The organism is Pseudomonas sp. IT-P176 (assembly GCF_949767245.1).
GTDB lineage: Bacteria > Pseudomonadota > Gammaproteobacteria > Pseudomonadales > Pseudomonadaceae > Aquipseudomonas.
Window position 1 is genome coordinate 15,170 of the sequence record NZ_CATKPN010000043.1, and the last position, 24,673, is coordinate 39,842.

Sequence of the window (24,673 nt, forward strand, 5' to 3'; positions counted from 1 at the left end):
GCCGGGAGGCGCTCAGATACTCATGCCGCCATCGATGACATGCACGCCACCAGTGGTATAGGCCGAGGCATCGCTGCCCAGGTACACGGCCAACTGGGCGATCTCCGCGGCGCTGCCGATACGGCCCATGGGCTGGCGGTCGAGGAACTGCTGGTACACCTGCGCCTCGGTGACGCCCTGCTGCGCCGCCTGCTCGGCGATCCGCTGGCGCAGCGACGGCGACTCCACGGTGCCCGGGCATATTGCGTTGCAACGAATGCCCTGGCCGATAAAGTCGGCGGCGACCGCCTTGGTCAGGCCCACCACCGCTGCCTTGCTCGCGGCATAGGCAAAACGCTTGGGCACACCCTTGACGCTGGAGACCACCGACGACATGTTGATGATCGAACCGCCGCCACGCTCGAGCATGCCCGGCAGCACCGCGCGGATCATCCGGTACATGGCGGTCACGTTGATGTCCATGGACCGGGCCCAGGCCGCTTCATCGCACTCCAGGATGTTGCCGCTGTGCACATACCCGGCGCAATTGAACAGCACATCCAGGCCGCCGATCCGCTGGCAGGCCTCGCTGATGGCGCCAGCCGAAGTGACGTCCAGGGTCAGGGCTTCGATACCCGGAATCCCTTGCAGCCCGCGCACCTCGATATCACTGGCGAACACCTGCGCACCCGCCTCGGCAAAGGCGATGGCACTGGCCAGCCCGATGCCCTGCCCGGCCGCCGTCACCAGCACCCGCTTGTTGTGCATCTTCATACTCGCTCCAGGTTAGCGCTGCCGGCCGCGGTTTTCGCCGTCCGGCCGAGCATCGCCGCAGGGATCGCCAGGATCAACGCGCCGCTGATGAACAGACACACCGCCAGCACGTAAGTACCGTTGTTGATGTTGCCCGTGAGGTTCTCGGCCACGGCGGTGATCATCGAGCCGGTGAAGCCGGACAGGTTGCCGATGGCGTTGATCATGCCGATCCCGGCTGCGGCCGCCACACCCGACAGCACGGTGCCCGGCAGGGTCCAGAAAATCGGCATCAGGCTGAGAATCCCCGAGGCGGCGACGCTGAGGAACAGCACGGAGAGCATCAGGTTGTCGGCAAAAAAGGCACTGAGGATCAGCCCGGCGCCGCCGATGAAGGCCGGAATCGCCGCATGCAACCGGCGCTCGCCGGTACGGTTGGAGTGGCGTGCATTGAGCAGCATCGCCACCGTGGCTACCGCATAGGGAATCGCGGTCAGCAGGCCAATGTGCAGGCTGTTGGTGATGCCGGTGCTCTTGATGATCGATGGCATCCAGAACGCCAGGCCATAGAAGCCGGTGTTGAAGGTCAGCAGGATCAGCACCAGCAACCACACGCGCGGGTTGAAGAACACCTCGCCCAGGCGCGACACCTTGCCCTGGTTGTCGGTCTGCAGGTTGGCCTTGAGCATGGCTTTCTCGGCGGCTGACAGCCACTTGGCCTTGTCAATGTTATCGGCCAGGCAAACGATGACCACGAAGGCCATGATGATCGAAGGAATGCCCTCGATGATCAGCATCCACTGCCAGCCCGACAGCCCATGCACCCCTTGCATGCTGTTCATCAGCCAGCCGGAGAGGATTCCGCCCAGGGTCAGGCTGATCGGCATGGCCATCAGGAACCCGGACATCACCCGGCTCTGGCGATGGGTCGGGAACCAGTAGTTGAGGTACAGGATCACCCCGGGAAAGAAGCCCGCTTCACAGATCCCCAGCAGGAATCGCAGCACATAGAACATGGTGCTCGACTCAAGCCCGAAGAACCCCGCCAGCGGCACCGTATAGGCCACCGCCATGGAGATCACCGCCCAGCTGAGCATGATCCGCGCGATCCAGAAGCGCGCGCCGAAGCGATGCAGCAACAGGTTGCTGGGCACTTCGAAGAGGAAGTAGCCCCAGAAAAACATGCTGGCGCCAAGGGCGTAGACGGTGTTGCTGAATTGCAGCTCGTTGAGCATGTCGAGCTTGGCGAAGCCGATGTTGACCCGGTCCAGGTAGGCGGCCATGTAGCACAGCAGCAGCACCGGCAGGATGCGCCAGATCACTTTGCGGTAGGTGCGGTCTTCAAAGTCGAGTTCGCTGGCTTGCGCCTGCGCGGGCAGATGCTCGGATATCGTTTGCATGGAGATAACCCCTGGGCATGTGGACATGCCTGATTGTTTTTATCGAATGGGTCACGCCGGGCGAGCAATTCACCCGGCGATGCAGCGTGGACTAGAGTGCCTGGGTGGTTTTTTCTCCGTTGACCAGGCGCGTCAGCCCCAATGGATTGCTGTTGCGCAGCGCTTCGGGAAGCAAGGCATCCGGGAAGTTCTGGTAGCACACCGGACGCAGGAAACGGTCGATGGCCAGGGTGCCCACCGAGGTGCCACGGGCGTCGGAAGTTGCCGGCCAAGGGCCGCCGTGGACCATGGCGTCACACACCTCGACGCCGGTCGGGTAACCGTTGACCAGCACCCGGCCGACTTTCTGCGCCAGCAACGCCACCAGGTCGGCAGCGTGTGCCAGCTCGTCCGGCTCACCCAGCAGGGTGGCGGTCAGTTGCCCGCGCAGGCCCTGCAAGGCCGCCAGCAATTCAGCGCGATCAGCCACTTCCACCACCACGGTGGCCGGCCCGAATATTTCTTCCTGCAGCAGTTCATCACCACTGAGCAGCAATTGGACGTCGGCCAGGAACAGTTGCGCCCGGGCTTGATTGCCCTCCTGCGCCTGCCCGGCCAGGTGCGTGACCTGGGGATGGGCGCGCAAGGTGGCGCAGCCTTCGACGTAACTGCGCAGGCCGCCCGCGTTGAGCATGGTTTGCCCAGGCTGTTCGGCGATCAGCACGCTGAGCGATTGCAGGAAAGCGCTGAACGCTGGCGAACGAATGCCGATCACCAGGCCCGGATTGGTACAGAACTGCCCGGCGCCCATCACCACCGAGGCGGCCAGTTCGCGGGCGATCTGCTCGCCGCGCACCTGCAGCGCCTGCGGCAGCACCAGCACCGGATTGATGCTGCTCATCTCGGCGAACACCGGGATCGGTTGCGCCCGGGCAGCAGCCATGTCGCACAGCGCCCGGCCGCCCTTGAGCGAGCCGGTGAAGCCGACCGCCTGGATCAGCGGATGCTTGACCAGTGCCTCACCGACGCCGGCACCGAAGATCATGTTGAACACCCCGGCCGGCATGCCGGTCTTCTCGGCGGCACGAATGATTGCCATGGCTACCTGCTCGGCCGTCGCCATGTGCCCGCTGTGGGCCTTGAACACCACCGGGCAGCCAGCGGCCAGGGCCGCAGCGGTGTCGCCACCGGCGGTGGAAAAGGCCAGGGGAAAGTTGCTGGCACCAAACACCGCGACCGGGCCGACGCCCAGGCGGCACTGACGCAGATCGACCCGTGGCAGAGGCTGGCGCTGGGGCAGCGGCAAATCGATCCGCGCACCGAGGAAGTCACCACGGCGCAAGGTCTGGGCGAACAGGCGCATCTGCCCGCTGGTGCGGGCCCGTTCGCCTTGGATGCGCGCCGCTGGCAAGGCGGTTTCGCTGCAGACCAGGGCGACGAATTGCTCGTCCAGGGCATCCAGCTCGCTGGCGATGGTGTCGAGGAATTCGGCCCGGCGCTCGGCCGGCAAATTGCTGTAGATCGCGCTGGCCTGATGGGCCGCCGTGGCAGCAGCGTGCACTTCCTCGGCCGTGGCCTGGATAAAGGCGATGGGCAGCGGCTGCCCGGTAGTCGCATCAACGCTGTGCAGGACCACGGAGCCGGCGGCGCTACGGCCACCGGCGATGAAGTTGTGACCAGACAGTTCGGGCATGACAGTCTCCTGACCCAGAGTGAAATCTGGTCGGTACTCTACTGCCGCGAATCGATTCTTTCCCAATGGCATTTTTGGATTAACCGATAACCAAGCGTTATCGAGTTTCACCTGCGACTGCCGCATTTTCAGCCACCTGGTCCCTGGCCAGGCGGGCGTTGTCCGTGAGGATCTGCGCGAACTCCAGGGCCGCCCCCACCAGTTGCTCGCCCTTGCGGGTGAGGATGCCGTAGTCCTGTGGCGCCAGGTGCAGCGGCGTGTCGAGGGCTTTCAACTGGCCGTTTTCCAGGAGTGGATAGACCATGGCATCCGGCAGCATGCCGATCATCGGCCCGCGCTGCAGGACCTGGAGAAAGGTCTGCATCGAGATGGTGTCGACGGTATTGCGCGGCAGCGCCACCCCAGCCTCGGCGAAGGCCAGTTCCATGCGCGCACGAATCGGCGTGCCCACCGGGTACAGAATCCACGGCAGGTCCACCAACTGCTGCAAGGAGATCGGCCCGGCGTCTGCCAGCGGGTGGCGGCTGTTGACCACGATGCAGAACGGTTCCGGGGCTAGCGGCTGGAAGTCGTAGCGTTGCTCCTGGCTGTGCTCGGTGAACCGGGCCACCGCCAGGTCGAGTTTTTTCTCTTCGAGCATCTCCATCAGGTGGTTGCTGGTCTGCTCCACCACCTCGATCGACAACAGCGGCCAGCGCTGCTTGATCTGCAAAATCGCCTCGGGCAGGGCGATGGCGGTGGCGGCAAAAATCCCGCCGACCTTGAGATGACCATGGCCGCCCTCACGCAGGCTGCCGATCTGCTCGACGAACGAACGTGCGTCATTCAGAGCGATCTGCGCATACCGCAAGACATGCTCGCCCAGCGCCGTGGGCGGCATGCTGCGCGGCTGGCGCTCGAACAAGGCAAACCCCAGCAGGCTTTCGATTTCCTTGAGCATCTTGCTGATAGCCGGCTGGCTGAGGTTCATCTGCTGCGCCGCCAAGTGCATGTTGCGGGTGCGGCCCAGGGTGTCGATCAGCAGCAGATGGCGGAATTTGAGCCAGCCGCAGAAGCTGGAGAATGACAGTTCGGACATGGGTGTGCCTCGTCAAACAATAACCAGGAGTTATCGATTACTGAAAATATCTCATTGGAGTTTATCGAGTGCCAGTCATAGCGTGAAGCCTTTACGGACCAGGAAGATTTGCCATGTCGTTACTGCTTACTCCCGAGAACACCCTGCCGGTCGATGGCGTGGCCGGTACCTTGATTGGTCGCGCCTGGGTTCCAGGGCCGATTGCCGGCCCTTCGCTGATTGTCCTGCGGGCCGATGGCGTGTTCGATCTGTCGCAGCGCTTCGCGACCCTGAGTGACTTGCTGGAGTCGGACGCGCCCCTGGCCGAAGTACGCCAAACCCCTGGCACTTTCCTGACCAGCGTCGAAAACCTGTTGGCCAATACCGGCCCTGATGCCGACCCGAGCCAACCCTACCTGCTGCCACCGCTGGACCTGCAAGTGATCAAGGCCGCTGGCGTGACCTTCGCCGCGAGCATGATCGAGCGCGTCATCGAAGAGCAGGCCGGTGGCGATGCTGGCAAGGCCGAGCAGGTGCGGGCTATCGTCCATGGGGTGATTGGCGACAACCTGCGCTCGATCGTGCCCGGCTCCGCACAAGCGGCGCAGTTGAAAGCACTGTTGATCGAACAAGGCATGTGGTCGCAGTACCTGGAAGTGGGCATCGGCCCGGACGCGGAAATCTTCACCAAGGCGCCGGTGCTCGCCGCCGTCGGCAGCGGCAGCCAGATCGGCATTCATCCCGGCTCGATCTGGAACAACCCGGAGCCGGAAGTGGTGCTGGCGGTCAACAGCCGCGGGCAGATCCACGGCGCGACCCTGGGCAACGACGTCAACCTGCGGGATTTCGAGGGTCGCAGCGCGCTGTTGCTGAGCAAGGCCAAGGACAACAACGCGTCTTGCGCCATCGGCCCGTTCATTCGCCTGTTCGACGAGCAGTTCAGCCTGGACGATGTGCGCGCCTGTGTGGTCGACTTGCAGGTCGAGGGCACGGACGGCTACCGGATGCACGGTTCCAGCTCCATGAGCCAGATCAGCCGTGATCCCGAGGACTTGGCCGGGCAGACCCTCAACACCAATCACCAATATCCCGACGGTTTCCTGCTGTTTCTCGGTACCCTGTTCGCCCCGACCGAGGACCGTGATCACGTCGGCAGCGGCTTCACCCACAAACTGGGCGACCAGGTACGCATCAGCAGCCCGTTGCTCGGCAGCCTGCACAACCGCGTGACCCACAGTTCTGCCGCCACGCCCTGGACCTTTGGCGTCGGCGCCTTGTTGCGCAACCTGGCGTCCCGAGGCCTGCTCGCCCGCTAAAGCCCGACGCCGGTTGTCGATTCATCCAATTATAAGAGAGCTATGAATCATGAGTGACACCCCGAAACGCCCGCTGCGTAGCGAGCAATGGTTCAACGACCCGGCCCACGCCGACATGACGGCGCTGTATGTCGAGCGCTACATGAACTACGGCATGACCCGTGAAGAGCTGCAATCGGGTCGCCCGATCATCGGCATCGCCCAGACCGGCAGCGACCTGACGCCCTGCAACCGGCACCACCTGGAGCTGGCGCAACGGGTCAAGGCCGGGATCCGTGATGCCGGCGGCATTCCCATGGAATTCCCGGTGCACCCGATTGCCGAGCAGACTCGCCGTCCCACCGCCGCGCTGGACCGCAACCTGGCCTACCTGGGGCTGGTGGAAATCCTCCACGGCTATCCACTCGATGGCGTAGTACTGACCACCGGGTGCGACAAGACCACGCCGGCCTGCCTGATGGCGGCCGCGACCACCGACCTGCCGGCGATTGTGCTGTCGGGCGGGCCGATGCTCGACGGTCACCACAAGGGTGAACTGATCGGCTCCGGCACCGTGCTCTGGCATGCGCGCAACCTGCTCGCCGCCGGCGATATCGACTACGAAGGCTTCATGGAAATGACCACCGCGGCGTCGCCTTCGGTGGGTCACTGCAACACCATGGGCACGGCCTTGTCGATGAACGCCCTGGCCGAGGCACTGGGTATGTCCCTGCCCGGCTGCGCGAGCATTCCGGCGCCCTATCGCGAGCGCGGCCAGATGGCCTATGCCACCGGCAAGCGCATCTGCGAGCTGGTGCGCCAGGATGTGCGACCGTCGCAGATCATGACCCGCGAAGCCTTCGAGAACGCCATTGCCGTGGCCTCGGCCCTGGGCGCCTCGAGCAATTGCCCACCGCACCTGATCGCCATCGCCCGGCACATGGGCGTCGAGCTGAGCCTGGATGACTGGCAACGGATTGGCGAAGACGTGCCGCTGCTGGTCAACTGCATGCCGGCCGGCAAGTATCTGGGCGAAGGTTTCCACCGCGCCGGCGGCGTACCGGCGGTGATGCACGAACTGCAAAAGGCCGGTCGCCTGCACGAGGACTGCGCCTCCGTCAGCGGCCAGACCATCGGCGAGATCGTGCGCAGCACCCTGACCAGCAACACCGACGTGATCCACCCCTTCGACACCCCGCTCAAGCACCGCGCCGGCTTCATCGTGCTCAGCGGCAACTTCTTCGACAGCGCGATCATGAAGATGTCGGTGGTGGGCGAAGCGTTCCGCAAGACCTACCTGTCGGAACCCGGCGCGGAGAACAGCTTCGAAGCCCGGGCCATCGTGTTCGAGGGGCCGGAGGACTACCACGCGCGGATCAACGACCCAGCGTTGGAAATCGACGAGCGCTGCATCCTGGTGATCCGTGGCGTCGGCACCGTGGGTTACCCCGGCAGTGCCGAGGTGGTGAACATGGCCCCACCCGCGGCGCTGATCAAGCAAGGCATCGACTCCCTGCCGTGCCTGGGCGACGGCCGCCAGAGCGGTACTTCGGCCAGCCCGTCGATCCTCAACATGTCCCCGGAAGCCGCCGTGGGCGGTGGCCTGGCCCTGCTGAAAACCAATGACCGGCTGAGCGTCGACCTCAATGCGCGAACGGTCAACCTGCTGGTCGACGAAGCCGAAATGGCCCGTCGCCGAGCAGCCTGGGAGCCAAACATCCCGGCCTCGCAAACCCCGTGGCAGGAACTCTACCGGCAACTGGTCGGGCAACTGTCCACCGGCGGCTGCCTGGAACCGGCCACCCTGCACCTGCGCATCATCGCCCGCAGCGGCGAGCCACGGCACTCTCACTGAGGGGAACTGGGCGGGCCCCATCGGCGATGTTGGCGGTGCCTACCCGGTCATTTTTCCAGGTAGTATTTTTTTTCATACCAGCCATTAGCATTACTCGTTAGTTTCATGCCGTGGATTTCTCTACTGTCGGGGAAAAACAAAAATCCGCCGGTGAGGAACCTATGAGCATCGAATCGAGCATCTGGAACCAGTGGTATCCACTGGCCGTCGTGGAAGACCTGGTCGATGGCAGGATTTACCGTACGCAGCTGTTGGGCCACGAGATCCGCTTTGGTCGCGACGGCGCGGGCCACTTCAGCGCCATCCGTGCCGACGACAGCGGCGCGCCTTGTCGCACCACGACCCTGTATCACACCCATTGGGTCTGCCTGGGCGAACCCGACGCGGGATTTTTCCAGATAGCGGAGTTCGATGAACCAGACCGCCGGGTGCTGGGGGCCGGTTCAATGAAGGTGCATGCCTCGGGCCTGCGCGTGGTGGAAAACTTTCTCGACATGGCGCACTTCCCCTACGTCCATACCGGCTTTCTCGGGGCCGAACCCTACACCGATATCAGCACTTATAAGGTAGAGGTCGACCAGGAGCGGGACGAGATCCTGGCCACCGACTGCCGCATATTCCAGCCCATGGCAGCCGCCGGGTCGAAACAAGCGATCGAGGCGCACTACGTGTACCGCGTGACCCGCCCCTTCGTCGCCATTCTGTACAAGACCAGCCCCGAGCAGCCAGAGCGACGCGACGCCATCTGCCTGTTTGTCCAGCCGCTGGATGAAGAGTGGTGCATCGCCCACGTGGTCCTGGCCTATGTCGACGCCACCAGCAGCGACCGCGATCTGCGCCTGTTCCAGCAGACCATTTTCAGCCAGGACCTGATGATCCTCTCCAACCACCTGCCCCGGACCCTGCCCCTGGACCCGAAATTCGAGATCCCGACCCGGGCCGACGCGATGTCCAGTGCCTATCGCCGCTGGTTGCGCGACAAGGGCATTCGCTACGGCACTTACCAGCCGACACAGGCTGCAGGAGGCCAGCCATGAAGCAGACCGATAATCGTTGGCACCCGGTGGCGCAGAGCAGCGACCTGGCCCCGCACCATGTGTTTCACGGTCAGTTGCTCGGGGTGGAACTGGCGCTCTGGCGCGATGACGAGCAGCGGGTCAACGCCTGGGAAAACCGCTGCCCGCACCGCAGCGTGCGTTTCACCCTGGGCGTCAACCTCGGCTCCCGGCTGCGCTGCCAATACCACGGCTGGCAGTACCAGGGCGGTGATGGCCGCTGCACGCTGATTCCGGCGGCCTCGCAAAGCACCCCGCCGGCCAGCGTGTGCGCGCGGACCTTTGCGGTGAGCGAAGCGCACGGGATGATTTGGGTCAACCTGCAGGCGCAACAGGCTCAAGAACTGCCAGCAGCGGCTTTGCCACCCCTGGCTTTGCACCTGCGCAGCCTGCCCTTCCAGGCCGCCCTCGTCGACGTGCGCCAGGCCTTGGCCGGTTACGCCCAACTGGATCCGGACTGCCAGCTCGACTCGGTGCAACTGCAACAGACCGACAACACATTGCAACTGTCCTGGCGCAGCGCCGAGCAGCCCTGCCAGGTGCAATTCTGGCTACAGCCGGCGAGTGCCGAGCGCACCATCGTGCACAGCAGCACCCTCGTCGGGCGCCCCGGCATCGACCCACTGCGCTGGCATAACCGGATCCTCAACGTGCTGCGCCAGCGCCTGGAAAACCAGGCCGGACTGATCGCCAGCAGCCGGCCCCCTGACAGCCTGCGCATCGCGCCCGCCACAGTGGTACGCCGTCCGGCGCAGACCCTGGAAGTCGAGGTGTTGCAGCACTGGACCACCGCCAGCGAGATCGTCGCCCTCAAGCTGGCCCTGCCCGCCGATGGCGGCTTCAGCTTCGAAGCAGGTGCCCACATCGATGTGCATACACCCGGCGGGCTGGTGCGCCAGTACTCGCTGGTCAACGCCCCCGACGAGCGTGAGCACCTGGTGATCGGGGTCAAGCTGGAGGCGCAGTCGCGTGGTGGTTCTCGTTCGATGCACCACGACCTCAAAGCCGGTGAGCGCCTGCGCATCTCGGCGCCGAAGAATAATTTTCGCCTGGTCCCAGGCACCGCCGGGATTCTGATTGCCGGCGGGATCGGCATCACTCCGCTGCTGGCCATGGGCGCGGCCCTGCAGGCCGCCGAACGGCCTTACGAGTTGCATTATTTCGTGCGCAGCGAATCCCACGTGGCGTTCCCCGAGCGCCTGCACCAACTGCGGCACAACTGCATCCACACCGGCCTGGACCCGCAACAGACCCGCGAACGCCTGCGCATCGTGCTGCAACAGGCAAGCGCCGGCACCCACCTGTATGTCTGTGGCCCCAAGGCCCTGATCGACCTGGTCAGCACCCTGGCCAGCGAAGCCGGCTGGAGCGACAGCCAGGTGCACTTCGAACTGTTCGCCAACGAGGTCAGCCACGACCACGACCAACCCTTCCGTGTACGCCTGCAACGCAGCGGCGAGGAATTTACCGTAGCGGCCGGCGTCAGCCTGGCGGACAGCCTCAAGGCCCGCGGGATAACGCTCGACACCTCGTGCGGACAAGGTGTGTGCGGGACCTGCCGCACTGCGGTGGTGGATGGCGAACCGGAGCACCGCGACGTCTACCTGACCCGCGAAGAGCGGCAAGCCAACCACTGCCTGATGCCTTGTGTATCGCGCAGCAAATCCGAGCTGTTGGTGCTCGATCTTTAAGGGAGCAGGCAGGTGATCACACTCTACAACTACGAGCTGTCCGGAAACTGCTACAAGCTGCGCCTGTTCATGAACCTGCTGGGCGTGAGTTTCAGCACGGTGGACCTGGAGTTCTACCCGGGCAAGGAGCACAAGGGCGAGGCCTTCCTGGCCATCAACCCCCTCGGCCAGTTGCCGGTGCTCGACGACGACGGATATGTCCTGCGCGACGCCCAGGCGATCCTCACCTACCTGGCCGCCCGCTACGATGCCAGCGGCACCTGGTACCCGGTGCAGGACGCGCGCCGCCTGGGCGAGGTCAACATGTGGCTGGCGTTTGCCGACAGCATCACAGCCACTGCCTCGGCCGCGCGCCTGGCGGATGTTTTCAACTATGATCTTGACGCCGAAAAAGCCCGCGACGGCGCCCACGCCCTGTTCCGCATCCTCGACGAACAACTGTGGTTCAGCGAGCGGCAACACCAGGGATGGGTCTGCAGCGGACCTTTGCCGACCGTGGCCGACATCGCCTGCTTTCCCTATGTGATGTTGTCCGACGAGGCTGGCATCAGCCTGATCGACTACCCCGCGATCCGGCGCTGGACCGACCGGATCAAACGCTTGCCCGGTTTCACTGTGATGTCGGGGATTTTCGCCACTGCAACCGCCTGACCCATGTTCGACTCGAATCAAACCAAAAAAATATAACAACAACAAACAACCGAGCCTTGCCGCTTTGAGGAGATCAACATGAACCAACCGGTCAGTTTGCGCGATGCGCCCATCGGGTTAATCGCAAGACTCAGGTTATGGCTGGAAAACTACTTCGGCATCCATCGTGAAGGTTCGACCCTGCGGCGCGAGATCATCGCCGGGGCCACCACCTTCCTCGCGGCGGCCTACGTGATCGTGGTCAACCCGGACATCAACGCGGCGGCCGGCATCCCCTTCTCCGCCGGGGTCACTGCCACTGTGCTGGTGAGTTTTCTCGGCACCCTGGCGATGGCCCTGTACGCGCGCAACCCAATCCTCATCGCCCCCGGCATGGGGATCAATATCCTGTTCGCCTACACCATGGTGGTCGGGGCCAAGATTCCGCTGCAAATCGCCCTGGGCTGCGTGCTCTGGGCCAGTGTGATCTTCACTGTGCTGGCGTTCTTCAACGTGCGCCAGGCAGTGATCGACGGTATCCCGGCGAGCCTGCGCAATGCTATTTCCTGTGGCATGGGGCTGTTCATTGCACTGATCGGCCTGGTGAACGCCAAGTTCATCAGCGCCGACCCGTTCACCGTGGTGCACGCGGCACCGTTCAATCCGATCATCCTGACCTTCCTCGCAGGCCTGGTGATCACCATTGCCCTGGTGGCGCGCAAGGTGCCGGGGGCGCTGATCCTGGGGATCATCTGCACCACCTTGCTGGCGATCCCGATCGGCCGCCTGTGGGGCGATGCCACAGCCTATTGGCCCGAAGGCGCCAGCACGGTCACGCTGGTCAACTGGAGCGGCCTGTTCGCCGCGCCGGACTTCAGCTTCCTCGGCCAGGTCGACTTGCTGGGCTCGCTGCACATCGAATACCTGCCGTACATCTTCGTGCTGGTGTTCACCAACTTCTTCGAGTCGCTGTCGACCTTTCTCGGCATCTCCGAAGCGGGCGACCTCAAGGACGCCGACGGCAACCCGCGCAACATCAAGCAGTCAATGCACGTCGACGCCCTCGCGGCCCTGGCCTCCGCGCCTCTGGGCACCAGCCCGGCAACGGCCTACATCGAATCGGCCGCCGGCATTTCCCAGGGCGGCCGCACCGGCATGGTCGCCCTGGTCGCCGCCGTGCTGTTCCTGCCATTCCTGTTCCTCTCCCCCCTGCTGTCCCTGGTCCCGGCAATCGCCACGGCGCCGGTGCTGATCATGATCGGCGTGTTCATGATGGACACCATCAGCAAAATCGACTGGAAGTCCTATGAAGAAGCGATCCCGGCATTCCTGGTGATCCTGCTGATTCCCCTGACCTACTCCATCACCCTGGGCATCGCCCTGGGCTTCATCGTCTTCGTCCTGCTCAAGTTGCTGATCGGCAAGGCACACACGGTCAAGCCCATCATGTGGTGGGTGGCGGCGTTGTCGGTGTTCCTGGTGATGCGGGTGCAGTATTAGGTGGGGGGATTGGGGGCATTGCCGAGATCTATGGTGTGGCGCAAGTCGCCATCGCGAGCAAGCCGCAAGCGGGCGCCGCAAGCGGGCGCTCGCTCCTACAGTAAGAACCCAGCAGGCCGCCTCGTGCGCCCCCCCTCCAACCATAAAAAAACAAGGACCCACCCATGACCTACACCGTGATCCGCAACGCCATCATCTTCACCGTCAACCCCCAGGACCAGGTCCTCGCCAACGGCCACGTGGTCATCCGCGACGGCGTCATCGAAGCCATCGGCCAGGGCGAACACATGCCCCTGCCCGCCGACGCCAAAGTCATCGATTGCCAAGGCCAGATGGCCCTGTTGCCAGGCCTGGTCGATGCCCACTCGCACTCCAGCCTGATGCGCGGCATCACCGAAAACATGCCGCTGATGCAATGGCTGCCCTACTACCAGCTCGAACACCGCGCCATGAACGCCGAGGACGCCTACCACGCCGCGCGCCTGTGCTACCTGGAAGCCCTGAAGAGCGGCACCACCTGCGTCATGGACATGTACCGCTTCATGCACCGCTGCGCCGACGCCGCCGGCGAAATCGGCATTCGAGTACACCTGGCGCCCTATGCCGCCGACCTGCCCGGCAAAGACTTCTTCGAAAGCCCGGAGGCCAACCGCAAGCTGATCGAAACCCATCACATGGCCCACGACGGCCGCGTGCGAGTGTGGATGGGGCTGGAGCACCTGTTCTATTGCTCACCCAAGGCCTACGCCCATGCCCGCGACTGCGCGCGCGACTACGGGATCGGCATCCACACCCACGCCTGCGAACAGAAGGAGGAAGAACAGGCGGTGCTCCAGCACTTCGGCAAACGCTCGATCCCGATGCTGGACCAGATGGGCATCCTCGGCGAAAAGACCCTGATCGCCCACTGCGTCTGGCTCAACGATGAAGAGATCAAGCGCCTGGCCGACACCGGCACCGCGGTCGCCCACTGCCCCAGCAGCAACGCCAAGCTGGCCAGCGGGATCGCCCGGGTTCCGGAAATGCTCGCCGCCGGCATCCGCGTCGGCCTGGGCACCGACGGCAACGTCTGCAACAACAGCCTCGACCTGTTCGAAGAAATGAAATTCGCCTCACTGCTGCAAAAGGCCCACCGCCTGGATGCCGCCGCCCTGCCGGCGAATGTCGCCTTGCGCATGGCAACCATCGAGGGTGCCCGGGTACTGGGCATGGACCGGGAGATCGGCTCGATCGAAGTCGGCAAGCGTGCCGACCTGCTGCTGCTCGACCTGGCTCAGCCGAACATGTGCCCGATCGTCTGGGAAGGGACACAGACCAACGTGCTGTGGAACCTGGTGTACTCGGCCCGTGGCTCGAACGTGAAAACCGTGCTGGTGGACGGCAAGGTGATCCTGGAAAACGGCCGCAGTACCCTGGTCGACGAGACGGCCTTGCTCCAGGCGGCGCAGGCCCAGACCCTGCAACTGATGGAGCGGCGCAAGGACTTCGCCCATACGCTGGTGCCGATGGTCTGAAGCGTTGACCAGCTTTCGGGCGCAAACCTCGGTAAAGTGGCGGCCGGTATTGTCCATCCTTCACCGCGAGGCCAGCGCCCGGCACATGCAAAACGTCGATATGAAATCCTTGCACGTGTTCTTTTGCCTGCTCAACGAGTGCAACGTCACCCGCACCGCCGAGCAACTGAACATGACCCAGTCGGCGGTGAGCCATACCCTGGCTCGCCTGCGCGTGCTGTTCAACGATCCACTGTTCGTCTCCATGGGCCGTGGCATGCTGCCGACCAGCCGCGCCCTGGAGCTGGTGGAGCCGTTGCAGCAAAGCCTGGCGGCGCTGAACAAGCTGATCGAGCCGGTCAAGGCTTTCGACCCCGGGCAATTCCAGGGCAGCTTCGAAATCGCCACCACCGACTACATCGGTTTTATCCTCTTGCCGCGCCTGATGGTGCGCCTCGCCGAGGTCGCGCCCGGGGTCGAGCTGAACATCCAGCCGCTGCGCCCCAAAGAGGATCTGCCGCTGCTCAAGGACGGCAAGCTCGACCTGATCATCTGGAACGAGAAGACTGCCCCGGCCAACTTCCACGTGCGCAAACTGTTCTCCGACCGGCTCAAGTCAGTGGTGCGCGTCGGCCACCCAGAGATCAACGGCAGCCTTTCCCTGGAGCAATTTCGCAACGGCAAGCACCTGCGTATCAGCAGCAACCATGGGGCGGTCAAGGAGGCCATCGACAGCCTCTACGAACAACATGACATCCGCTGCAAGACCTCCCTGACGGTGCCGCACTTCCTGCTGGCGCACATCCTGATTTCGCAAACCGACATGATCGGCATGATCGCCGAGCTGACGGCCCTGCGCATCGCCAGGGAAGTCCCCCTGCAACTGTTCGAACCGCCAGTAGCGGTAGCGGGCTTCACCGTCTCCCAGGTCTGGCACGAACGCCTGCACGCATCGCCCGCGCACAGATGGCTGCGCGGCGAAATCAATCAGGTGGCCAAGGAAATCACCCTGGAGCTCGCCCAGTTCAAGGACTCGCAGCCTGCCCTGCCGGGGTGACTGAGCGTAAAGCCGATGTAGCAAGGTGAACCGCCAGTCACCTTTCAAACCTGACACTGGACGAACCGGCCTTGGCGACCTATACCTTTGAGTTCGGCGGCAGACTCTCCACCTCAGGTTTGAACCATGCGGCTCTACGATTACACCGCTTACCCGAAAGATCACGCCCAGCACGCGGTCTACGGCGAAGTGATGGCCGACACCGACAGCGCGGCCAAGGCCAAGATCAAGGCCCTGTGCCCACACTGCGGACGCATCGAACTGTCGATTCTCAGCGCCTCCGAGCCATTCGGCCGACACAGCGCTCGTCCGGTTCCTGGCACCCGATCAGCACCCAAGTACAACGGCGACTGAGCACTTGCTGATTCACCGGCCAAAGACGCACTGACCCGGCTGAAGTGCCACGACACCCTTGCGCGCAACGCGCACAGGTGTCGTGTGGGTGCAGCGAAGGTCGATCAATAGGATTTTTTGGTTGCCGATGGCCCGGCCTTGCTCAAGCCTTTGGTGTTGTGATCGCCAGGTGTCGAAGTCGAAATTGCAGTGGCCTTAGTCACGCCACGGGTATCTTTGGACTGGGCAATGCCCGAGGTCGTGGTGCCATGCCCACGATCATCATTACGCTCACTGCCGTATTGATTGCCGCTGATACCATGATCGCGAACGGCCTTACCGGCGTGATCGCTGCTCAACCCCTTGCCCTGGCCATTACTGCCCGAGTGACCCGAGCCGGCGTGGCCGCCACCGGTGCCGCCACCATGGCCAGCACCTGCGCCACCGCCACCGTGACCGCCGCCACCACCACCACCACCACCACCACCACCACCACCACCACCACCACCACCACCTTCCTTCGCATAGGCGGAGTTCATGATGGACAGGTCAGCAGGGAGTAAAGGCGCTGCTGCAAGCATCAGGGCGCAGGACATAACAGCAAACAGACTTTTGTTCTTTAAAAGCATGATGTGCTTCCGATAAGGGTGGATACCGCATAGGGTCAGACGCGAAAAACCCCATCCAGTTCAAGCCACACGACGGATGGAGGCCCACAGCCGGGTGCGTTAATCAAAGGCTCCCGTGAGCACTTCATAAATCAGCCCGGTAGCCAAGGCCACCAAAATCAAGTCCGTACCCGCCTGCTGCCACTCGTAGCCATCGTAATGGGGCAAGTGGCCAACCAGCCGGCCATCGAGCTTCTTGGCGATGCCGGGCGGCAGGGGCTTGCCCCGTGCGAGGTTCTTCTGAATCCCAGGCGGTAAGGCCGGTCCGGGGCTCCAGTAGTCCCGGTAGCCGCCGACAATTCCCAGCACACTGTTGCGGTTGATGCTCGGACCGTTACCCCAATCACCGCCTGCGGGGTTTTTGCCCTGGTTGCCATGCCCACCTTGATTGCCATGCGCCTGGCTATTGGGCGGGTTTCCCTTGCCGTTCCCCTGGCCCTTGCCATTCCCTGGATCGGCCCATGCCAACGCCGAGCCGCAAACCAATGCAAGAGACGTAACAGCTGCAATCAACGCACGAGATCTGGACATGGAGCGTTCCTTGTTTTTTTGGGGGCCGTTGAAATATAGAGGCTGACGTGAAGGTTAGTTCCATCCCGGCGCTTACATGTTGAATGCATTTCACGCAACAACCCGTTGGCAGTGGCGACGGCGATGAGTACGGTACTCAGTCACCGGCGCAAGACCGCTGTTTACTGCTCGAACCCATGCGCTAGCGTGATTGACGACGACAAGGAGTCGAGGCATGGCCTGGCAGGTACTTCGTGGGATATTGCTGTTGCTGCTCTGCGGCCTGAGTGTAAGTGCCCTCGCCGCAGTCACGGACTGGCACGAAGTGCCAACGGCAGCCGGTACCTGGCGAATCGATCGGGCTACCCTGGCCATCGAACTCATGCCACCTACAGGTCCCACATTGCCCCTCGCGGCTCCCGCTTTCAGCGGTGCAAACACCACCCCCCTGACTGCTGAAAGATGGCAGATCCAGCAGGGGCGACAGCGTTTCGATATCGCCGTCACGCGCGACCAGAATGACCTCCAGGTCAGCATCCGCGCCGCACAACCCGCCACGCTGGATTGGCCGATCTCGGCCCAACCTTCTGCGATCGACGCTTATGCCTTTCCCTTTGGCGAGGGCAACTACGTACCCAGTACCGATCCGGGCTGGCTGGACTGGCTGGTGCGCCGCTATCAAAACGAAAGTGTCGCCGGTGCATTGTCGATGCCGTTCTGGACCGAACTGCGCAAGAAGCACTCGCTCACCTGGATGGTCGAGACGCCGCTGAACACGGAATTTTCGATTGTCGATACCGGAGGGCGCCCGCAAATGCGACTGCGCCATGCATTCACCCGGCTGGCCCCGGACGCACCCTACATCGTACGCCTGCACATTGCCGGCCCGGACGTCATGGCCGGGGCGCGGCGTTACCGAGACTGGTTGCAACAAACCGGCCAGTTCGTCTCGCTGGACGAAAAGATCAAGACCCTGCCTGCCACCGCCAGACTCGGCGGTGCCGCCCACATCTATCTCTGGGACAGCGGGTTGTTGAAAGCCGCCGACATCGCCGACTGGCCTGGCTTTCTCCAGCGCCTGCAGGCGGGCCGACAGGTATCGGGGAGCCTGGCCGTTCGCGTGTGGCAGCTGTTTGACACGCAGACCCGGGACCTATTCGAAGCGGCGTTCAACGAGTCGGTCAACGGCAGTCTCAGCACCTGGCGGCGACAGCCATTGATCCACGCCCTCAACAGCGGCCTGCGCCAGACAGTGCCCCGCATGCCAGTGGCGCCGCTGCCGGGCAAGCACGACCCCATGGCCGAAGTAGCCTGGGGGCGCACGGTTCGCGAACAACTGCTGGAGACCTTCGGTGAAACCCTGCAGCCGCCGGCACAATGGGGCGATGGACTGTCCACCAGCACCATCGATGCCTTGCGCACAGCCGGACTACAGCGCGCCTGGTTGGGCGCCGATAACTGGCTATCGAGTTTCTGGCGCCCCGAGGCCGTGGCCGCTGCCAAAGCCGCAGGGTATCTGGTGGGGGTATATGACAGCTATGGCAGCGCCCATCGGGAGGACCTGGCCAATACCTGGCCAACCGCGCAAATGGGCAATGCGCTGGCTGGCGCGGGTTATCGTGACCAGGACGGTAAACTTGCGGTCGGTTTTGCAGGTCGTGGGGTGTATGCCAACCCTCAGGTCGTCGAGCCCTATGCCCAGCGGCGCATCAGTGCCGTCGCTGGGGCCGGGCAGTTGAACAGCTATTTTCTCGACGTCGACGGCGCCGGCCCCATGTTGGAGGACTACACGCCTGGGCGGGAAATGAATCAGGCTGACGACGCCCAGGCCCACCGTCGGCGCCTGGAGTACCCTGCCCTGACCCATGGCCTGGTCACCGGAAGTGAGGGCGTGCTTTCCATGTTTGCCGCACAGGTGGCGTTTGCCCACGGTGTGCTGACACCGCCTTTTGCCTGGATGGACCCCGCCATCCAGGATCCCCGCTCACCTTACTACCGAGGCCGATACTGGCCGCCGGAAGCACCCTCGCTGTACTTTCAACCCGTACCGCTGGCGGATTCGGTAGCGCGTTATGTGACGCGTCCACAGTTTCGCCTGCCACTGTATGAAATCGCCCTGCACGACAGCATCGTCAGCACCCATCATTGGGAATATGGCTCGCTGAAGTTCACCACCGAACGCGACCAGACGGCATTGCTGCAACTGTTGTACATGGTGCCACCGCTGTATCACCTGAGCGACCCGGTGCTGCGTCGCGACCTGCCGTTGATTCAAGCCTATGACCGGGTCTTTTCGCCCCTGCATCAGCGCTTGTTCACCCAGGCCATGACTCACTTTGAAACCCTGTCCCGCGACCGCCTGGTACAGCGCTCACAATTCGCCGACGGCACTCGCGTAACCGTCAACTTTGACCGCCAGCCCCGCACTCAGGACAAAAAAATACTCCCAGCGCTGTCGGCAACGGTCCAGTCCCCCGGCGGATCGGTTGAAGTACTCGAGATGGAAAAAATCTGGCCACCTGTCGATCAACGTCCACAATCCGCTGGACAGTAAGGCTGCGCTGGCAAGTACAGGCGCCTTGCTCAGGATTGGGCATGTGGGGCGCACTTACATTTCTGTGGGACAGATCCCACTTCAGGGGCTGCCCTTTCGCAGCCTTGTGGTGTTAATTTGGAAATGATTTGTTTCATCTCCCCTACACCCCTGCAAAGGAATGCCCACCACCATGGATTTTTCCCTCAAGCACCTGGCCGCAACCACCCTGATGCTGGCCAGCCTGGCGTCGTTCACCACGCCGGCCCACGCCAATATCACCCCGCAACAAAGCGCGGCCATCCTCAAGACCTTCAACAACAGCTCAGTCACGGACTTCAGGCAGTTCCTCACGCGCCTGAGCAAAAGCGAGCTGGCGAAAAACGACGACCTCGCCCCGGCCATCAATGCCTTCCTCGCCAACCAGAGCCTGAACGCCGAGCAGCAGAATGAAATCCATCGCCTGCTGGGCCTCTACGCGCGAGTCAAATATGGCAGCGCTGCCACCGAGACCCTGCGCGAACTAGTGGCCATCCCGACCTTCGAGATCGAAGGCGTACCGCAGCACGAGAATCCGCAGTTCCTCAAGATCGCCGACAAGATCAAGGGCCTGGCCGAGTCCTTTCACCTGAAATTTCGCAACATCGACAACCGGGTCTATGAAATCTCCCTCGACGGCGCTGGCGATGAAGTCGTCGGCATCCACGCCCACGCCGATGTGGTGCCCGTGACGCCAGAGAACTGGGTACTGGAAGACGGCACCCGGCTGGACCCGTTCAAGGTCACCCTGATTGGCGACCGCATGTACGGCCGCGGCACCGAGGATGACAAAAACGGCATCGTGGTGACCCTCTACGCGATGAAGATCATCCAGGACGAGAAGCTGCCACTGGCACGCAATTTCAAGCTGTTGGTGGACACCACCGAGGAAACCAGCGGCGATGCCATCCCCTATTACTTCGAGCGCAATCCGACGCCCAACTACAACCTGGCCCTGGATGGCGGCTACCCGGTGGTGATCGCCGAGAAAGGCTACGGCACGGTCATGGCCAGTTTTACCCGGCGCGCCGCCGAGGGCAAAGGCGCCGAAATCAGCACCATGACCGGCGGGCTGGCGACCAACCAGATTCCGTCGACCTCGGTCGCCACCCTGCTCACCGAGCAACCCGCCGAACTGGCCGCCAGCCTGCAACAAGCCGGCGCCGACTACGCCAAGCGCAACGGTGGCAATTTCACTGTGACCGCCAAGGTCGTCGGCAAAGACGTGCAACTGATCGTCACTGGCGTTTCCGCCCACTCCTCCGAGCCTGAGTCCGGGGTCAACCCGGTGGCCCGGATGCTCGACTTCATCAACGGCCTCGACGGCAAGGTCGCGCTCAAGCACAACCAGATCACCGACGCAGCCCGCTACGCCGCCGACAACTGGGGCCTGGACTACCTGGGTAGCAAACTGGGGGTTGGCTTTGCCGATGCTTTCATGGGACCGCTGACCGCTTCCCTGACCTACGTCGGCATGGACGACAAAACCTTCAAGCTGGCAGTCAACCTGCGGGTGCCGAAGGGCAAGTCTCCCGAGGTACTGAAGAGCGAAATCGCCGACAAACTCAGTGCCTGGAGCAACAAGACCGGGATCGCGCCAGCCTTCGACTACTCGATCGCCGAACCGATGTTCCGCAACCCCGAAGGTGAATGGGTCAAGGCCCTGCTGGCCGTGGCCAGCGAAAACCTGGGCATGAAACACCAGTTCGGCACCTCCGCCGGTGCCACCTCGGTGCATGAACTGCCCAACGGCGTGCAATTCGGCCTGGCCATGCCCGACGTCAAGTACACCGGGCACAACGACAACGAGTTCAAAACCGTCGAACAGTTCATGCTGGACCTGCAGATCGTCACGGAAATGATGGGGCGTATCGGGCAGTTGCCGAAGCTTTGACCTAGCGCCGCCGCACCTGCTGCCACAGGGATTCACGCAGCAGTGTGCGGCGGCAGCTCACAGCCCTTGAATGCCAATACGGACAAGGTCTATACCCTCAATCGATGAACACACGTTCGATACCAGCACCGGCTGGAGGATGCTCTCAATGCCCCACGGCAGCCCCCTGTTCCCCATCAGCTTGAACTGGCTCATCCGCCACGGGACGACCGAGGACGTGCCCGCACTGATCGCATTGGATACCTATGCGACGCAACACGCCAGTCGTCGCGACTTTATCCATGATGCCGTCGTTCGCCAGCAATGCCTGGTCGCCGTCGCTGCCGATCAGTGCGCAGGTTACCTGGTACTTACCGATGATTTTTTCAGCCATGGCTTCGTTGAGCTGGTGGTCGTGTCACCGACACAGCAACGGCAAGGCATAGCGCTCGATTTACTAGCGGCAGCCGAAGCCGCGTGCAAGACAGCCAAGCTGTTTGCTTCAACCAATGCATCCAACACGGCTTCGCAGTTACTGTTCAAGAAAGCGGGTTTTGTACCGAGCGGGCGAATCGATAATCTTGACGAACACGACCCTGAACTGGTGTATGTCAAATTTGTTGGATAATCGATGTCGGCGGATAGTACTGGAACGAAAAAAGACGCCGAAGCGTCTTTTTTGTTGATCTGCACAAGTCATTGACTTTTACAGATCTATATTTTGGAGCGGGAAACGAGACTCGAACTCGCGACCCCGACCTTGGCAAGGTCGTGCTCTACCAACTGAGCTATTCCCGCGTCTTGGTGTGGCGTATTCTATAGCAATTCGAATACGCGTCAACCCTTTGATTCAAAAAAGTTTTATTTTTTCTGCACGTCGGTTTTCAGGTGCGGCCAGGCGGCGCGCAGGTATTGCACCATGGACCACAAGGTCAAGCCGGCCGAGACCAGCAGCAAGGCATAGCCCACCAGTACCCAGAAGCTGAAGTCCGACGGGTTGGCCAGCAGGATCACCAGCGCGAGCATTTGCGCGGCGGTTTTCCATTTGCCCAGGTTCGACACGGCCACCTGGGCCCGTGCGCCCAGTTCGGCCATCCACTCCCTGAGGGCGGAAATGACGATCTCGCGGCCAATGATCACGGCTGCCGGCAAGGTCAGCCACAGGTTGGCGTGCTCCTGGACCAACAGCACCAGGGCCACGGCGACCATCAGCTTGTCTGCCACCGGATCGAGAAACGCCCCGAACGGGGTGCTCTGCTCCAGCCGGCGGGCCAGGTAACCGTCCAGCCAGTCCGTCGCCGCAGCGAACGCAAAGACCGAACTGGCGGCCATGTAGCTCCAGTGATACGGCATGTAGAACAGCAGAATAAAGATCGGGATAAGCAGAACGCGTAGTACGGTGATCAGATTAGGGATATTCATCGGCACAACTGGCTACGAGGTGAGGGGGCATTCTACTCGCTGTGCAGGTTTGCATAAATCAACTCTGCGAGCTTTTTACTGATCCCCGGTGCTTTGGCGATCTCGTCGATGCTTGCACGAGACAGCTCCTGCAATCCACCAAAATGTTTCAACAGGTCCCGACGCCGGGTCGGCCCTACCCCGGCAACCCCTTCCAGGGTTGAGGTGCGGCGGGTTTTGCCACGTCGCGCGCGGTGCCCGGTAATCGCAAAACGGTGGGCCTCGTCACGGATCTGCTGGATCAGGTGCAACGCCGGGGAGTCGCCGCGCAGGGTGAACTCATGGGCCGCATCATTCAGGTAAAGGGTTTCGAAGCCGGCCTTGCGGGTCGCGCCCTTGGCCACGCCCAGCAGAATCAGGTCGGGCACCGCCAGTTCATTGAGCACGTCACGCGCCATCGACAACTGGCCCTTGCCGCCGTCCACCAGCAGGATGTCCGGCAGCTTGCCCTCGCCGTCCTTGAGTTTGCTGAAGCGCCGGGTCAGCGCCTGATGCATCGCCGCGTAGTCATCCCCCGGGGTCACCCCTTCGATGTTGTAGCGGCGGTAGTCGGATTTCAACGGCCCTTCCGGGCCGAACACCACGCAGGACGCCACGGTCGCTTCGCCGCTGGAGTGGCTGATGTCGTAACACTCCAGGCGCTGTGGTGGTTCATCCAGATTCAGCACTTCAGCCAGGGCGTCAAAACGCGCGGCAACGTGCTGACGATTGGCCAGGCGCGCGCCCAGCGCCTGCTCGGCGTTGGTCACCGCCAGTTGTTGCCAGCGCGCCCGGGTGCCACGGACCCTGTGACTGATGGTCAACTCGCGACCGCGCAGCTCGTGAATGGCTTCGATGAGCGCGGGAAAGTCCTCATGGACCACATTGACGATCAGCTCACTCGGCAGGTCGCGCTCAGGACTGCTGATGAAATATTGTCCGAGAAACGCCGCCATGACCTCGGCAACGTCCTCTTCAATACCCACCTGCGGGAAAAAGTTCTTGCTGCCCAGCACTCGCCCGCCACGCACACTGATCAAGTGCACACAGGCGCCACCCGGGTTGATGAATGCCGCGACCACATCGACGTCGCCCGTGCCGCCTTCCATGCTCTGTTGGTCCTGGACCCGGCGCAGCAGGGAAATCTGATCGCGCAACTCGGCGGCGCGCTCGAAATCCAGGGTGCTGGCTGCCTGCTCCATGCCTGCCGACAGTTCGTCGGTCAGGGCATTGCTGCGGCCCTCGAGAAACATCACCGAGTGCCGCACATCCTCGGCGTACACCTCTGGCTCCACCAGGCCGACACAGGGCGCCTTGCAGCGCTTGATCTGATATTGCAGGCACGGCCGGGTGCGGTTCTTGTAGTAGCTGTCTTCACACTGGCGGACGAAAAAGGTCTTTTGCAGCAGGCTGAGGCTTTCGCGAATCGCCCCGGCACTGGGATAAGGACCGAAATACTTGCCCTTGGCCTTTTTTGCCCCGCGATGAATGCTCAGGCGTGGAAACTGGCCGTCGGAAAGAAACACATAGGGGTAGGACTTATCGTCGCGCAACAGGATGTTGTAAGGCGGCCGCCATTCCTTGATCAGCGTCTGCTCCAGCAGCAGCGCTTCGGTCTCGTTGGCGGTGATGGTGGTCTCGACCTGCGCGATACGGCCCACCAGCGCCGCCGTCTTGGGCGCCAGGCCGGTCTTGCGAAAGTAGCTGGCCAGGCGTTTTTTCAGGTTCTTGGCTTTGCCCACGTAGAGCAGGCGCGCATCGCTGTCAAACATGCGATACACCCCGGGACGCCCACTGCAGGTGGCGAGAAAGGCGCTTGGATCAAAGGCTTGAGTCATTG

General features: G+C 62.8%; 20 protein-coding genes and 1 tRNA gene. 12 read left to right on the forward strand and 9 right to left on the reverse strand.

Annotated elements, in window-relative coordinates:
• Positions 1–12: 12 nt before the first annotated feature.
• The 4 genes from ACM6IP_RS11815 to ACM6IP_RS11830 form a co-directional block, all read right to left on the reverse strand.
• A complete protein-coding gene (locus ACM6IP_RS11815) occupies positions 13–753 on the reverse strand; it encodes an SDR family oxidoreductase (protein WP_414861540.1) in 741 nt (246 codons plus the stop codon).
• The gene (locus tag ACM6IP_RS11820) at positions 750–2,132 is read right to left on the reverse strand and encodes an MFS transporter (protein ID WP_401130452.1); all 1,383 of its coding nucleotides are present in this window, start codon (positions 2,130–2,132) and stop codon (positions 750–752) included. The genes ACM6IP_RS11815 and ACM6IP_RS11820 overlap by 4 nt, the downstream gene beginning before the upstream one ends.
• 91 nt (positions 2,133–2,223) lie before the next feature.
• Positions 2,224–3,804 carry an aldehyde dehydrogenase (NADP(+)) gene (locus tag ACM6IP_RS11825; RefSeq protein ID WP_401130450.1) on the reverse strand — a complete coding sequence of 527 codons (1,581 nt, stop codon included), beginning with the start codon at positions 3,802–3,804 and terminating at the stop codon, positions 2,224–2,226.
• 97 nt (positions 3,805–3,901) lie between these two features.
• Complete coding sequence (locus tag ACM6IP_RS11830) at positions 3,902–4,882, reverse strand: LysR family transcriptional regulator (RefSeq protein ID WP_095170404.1); 981 nt, start codon at positions 4,880–4,882, stop codon at positions 3,902–3,904.
• A gap of 113 nt (positions 4,883–4,995) precedes the next feature.
• Here ACM6IP_RS11830 and ACM6IP_RS11835 point away from each other — a divergent pair, with 113 nt between their 5' ends.
• The 9 genes from ACM6IP_RS11835 to ACM6IP_RS11875 all read left to right on the forward strand — a co-directional run bounded on the left by ACM6IP_RS11835 (position 4,996) and on the right by ACM6IP_RS11875 (position 15,791).
• Entirely contained in the window at positions 4,996–6,177 is a 1,182-nt protein-coding gene (locus ACM6IP_RS11835; RefSeq protein ID WP_414861541.1) for a fumarylacetoacetate hydrolase family protein, read from the forward strand.
• 49 nt (positions 6,178–6,226) lie between these two features.
• Positions 6,227–8,011, forward strand: a complete 1,785-nt coding sequence (locus tag ACM6IP_RS11840) for an IlvD/Edd family dehydratase (protein WP_095170402.1) — start codon at positions 6,227–6,229, stop codon at positions 8,009–8,011.
• Positions 8,012–8,172: 161 nt separating this feature from the next.
• On the forward strand, positions 8,173–9,048 hold the full coding sequence (locus ACM6IP_RS11845; protein ID WP_414861542.1) for an aromatic ring-hydroxylating dioxygenase subunit alpha: 876 nt from the start codon (positions 8,173–8,175) through the stop codon (positions 9,046–9,048).
• Positions 9,045–10,757, forward strand: coding sequence for a Rieske 2Fe-2S domain-containing protein (locus ACM6IP_RS11850; protein ID WP_414861543.1), 1,713 nt, complete (start codon positions 9,045–9,047; stop codon positions 10,755–10,757). The genes ACM6IP_RS11845 and ACM6IP_RS11850 overlap by 4 nt, the downstream gene beginning before the upstream one ends.
• Positions 10,758–10,769: 12 nt before the next feature.
• Positions 10,770–11,408, forward strand: a complete 639-nt coding sequence (locus ACM6IP_RS11855; RefSeq protein ID WP_401130441.1) for a glutathione S-transferase family protein — start codon at positions 10,770–10,772, stop codon at positions 11,406–11,408.
• Between the two features lie 78 nt (positions 11,409–11,486).
• Positions 11,487–12,887 (forward strand): NCS2 family permease, encoded by a 1,401-nt coding sequence (locus tag ACM6IP_RS11860; RefSeq protein ID WP_095170398.1) that lies wholly within the window; start codon positions 11,487–11,489, stop codon positions 12,885–12,887.
• Positions 12,888–13,051: 164 nt separating this feature from the next.
• Positions 13,052–14,401, forward strand: a complete 1,350-nt coding sequence (locus tag ACM6IP_RS11865) for an amidohydrolase family protein (protein WP_159995240.1) — start codon at positions 13,052–13,054, stop codon at positions 14,399–14,401.
• Positions 14,402–14,450: 49 nt separating this feature from the next.
• A complete protein-coding gene (locus tag ACM6IP_RS11870) occupies positions 14,451–15,437 on the forward strand; it encodes a LysR family transcriptional regulator (protein WP_143501273.1) in 987 nt (328 codons plus the stop codon).
• A 126-nt stretch (positions 15,438–15,563) separates the two neighbouring features.
• Positions 15,564–15,791 carry a hypothetical protein gene (locus ACM6IP_RS11875; RefSeq protein WP_401130436.1) on the forward strand — a complete coding sequence of 76 codons (228 nt, stop codon included), beginning with the start codon at positions 15,564–15,566 and terminating at the stop codon, positions 15,789–15,791.
• 104 nt (positions 15,792–15,895) lie between these two features.
• Here ACM6IP_RS11875 and ACM6IP_RS11880 read toward each other — a convergent pair whose 3' ends face one another.
• Positions 15,896–16,399 (reverse strand): hypothetical protein, encoded by a 504-nt coding sequence (locus ACM6IP_RS11880; RefSeq protein WP_414861544.1) that lies wholly within the window; start codon positions 16,397–16,399, stop codon positions 15,896–15,898.
• 99 nt (positions 16,400–16,498) lie between these two features.
• A complete protein-coding gene (locus ACM6IP_RS11885) occupies positions 16,499–16,969 on the reverse strand; it encodes an anti-virulence regulator CigR family protein (protein ID WP_414861545.1) in 471 nt (156 codons plus the stop codon).
• Positions 16,970–17,183: 214 nt separating this feature from the next.
• Here ACM6IP_RS11885 and ACM6IP_RS11890 point away from each other — a divergent pair, with 214 nt between their 5' ends.
• From ACM6IP_RS11890 to ACM6IP_RS11900, 3 genes are all read left to right on the forward strand, one after another.
• On the forward strand, positions 17,184–19,502 hold the full coding sequence (locus tag ACM6IP_RS11890) for a glycoside hydrolase (protein ID WP_414861546.1): 2,319 nt from the start codon (positions 17,184–17,186) through the stop codon (positions 19,500–19,502).
• 172 nt (positions 19,503–19,674) lie between these two features.
• On the forward strand, positions 19,675–21,414 hold the full coding sequence (locus ACM6IP_RS11895) for a dipeptidase (RefSeq protein WP_414861547.1): 1,740 nt from the start codon (positions 19,675–19,677) through the stop codon (positions 21,412–21,414).
• Between the two features lie 148 nt (positions 21,415–21,562).
• Positions 21,563–22,021 carry a GNAT family N-acetyltransferase gene (locus tag ACM6IP_RS11900; protein WP_095170390.1) on the forward strand — a complete coding sequence of 153 codons (459 nt, stop codon included), beginning with the start codon at positions 21,563–21,565 and terminating at the stop codon, positions 22,019–22,021.
• Positions 22,022–22,115: 94 nt separating this feature from the next.
• Here the strand turns inward: ACM6IP_RS11900 and ACM6IP_RS11905 are convergent.
• From ACM6IP_RS11905 to uvrC, 3 genes are all read right to left on the reverse strand, one after another.
• Positions 22,116–22,191 (reverse strand) — tRNA-Gly (locus ACM6IP_RS11905).
• 63 nt (positions 22,192–22,254) lie between these two features.
• A complete protein-coding gene (pgsA, locus tag ACM6IP_RS11910; protein WP_095170389.1) occupies positions 22,255–22,815 on the reverse strand; it encodes a CDP-diacylglycerol--glycerol-3-phosphate 3-phosphatidyltransferase in 561 nt (186 codons plus the stop codon).
• A gap of 32 nt (positions 22,816–22,847) precedes the next feature.
• A complete protein-coding gene (uvrC, locus tag ACM6IP_RS11915; RefSeq protein WP_095170423.1) occupies positions 22,848–24,671 on the reverse strand; it encodes an excinuclease ABC subunit UvrC in 1,824 nt (607 codons plus the stop codon).
• Positions 24,672–24,673 lie beyond the last annotated feature (2 nt).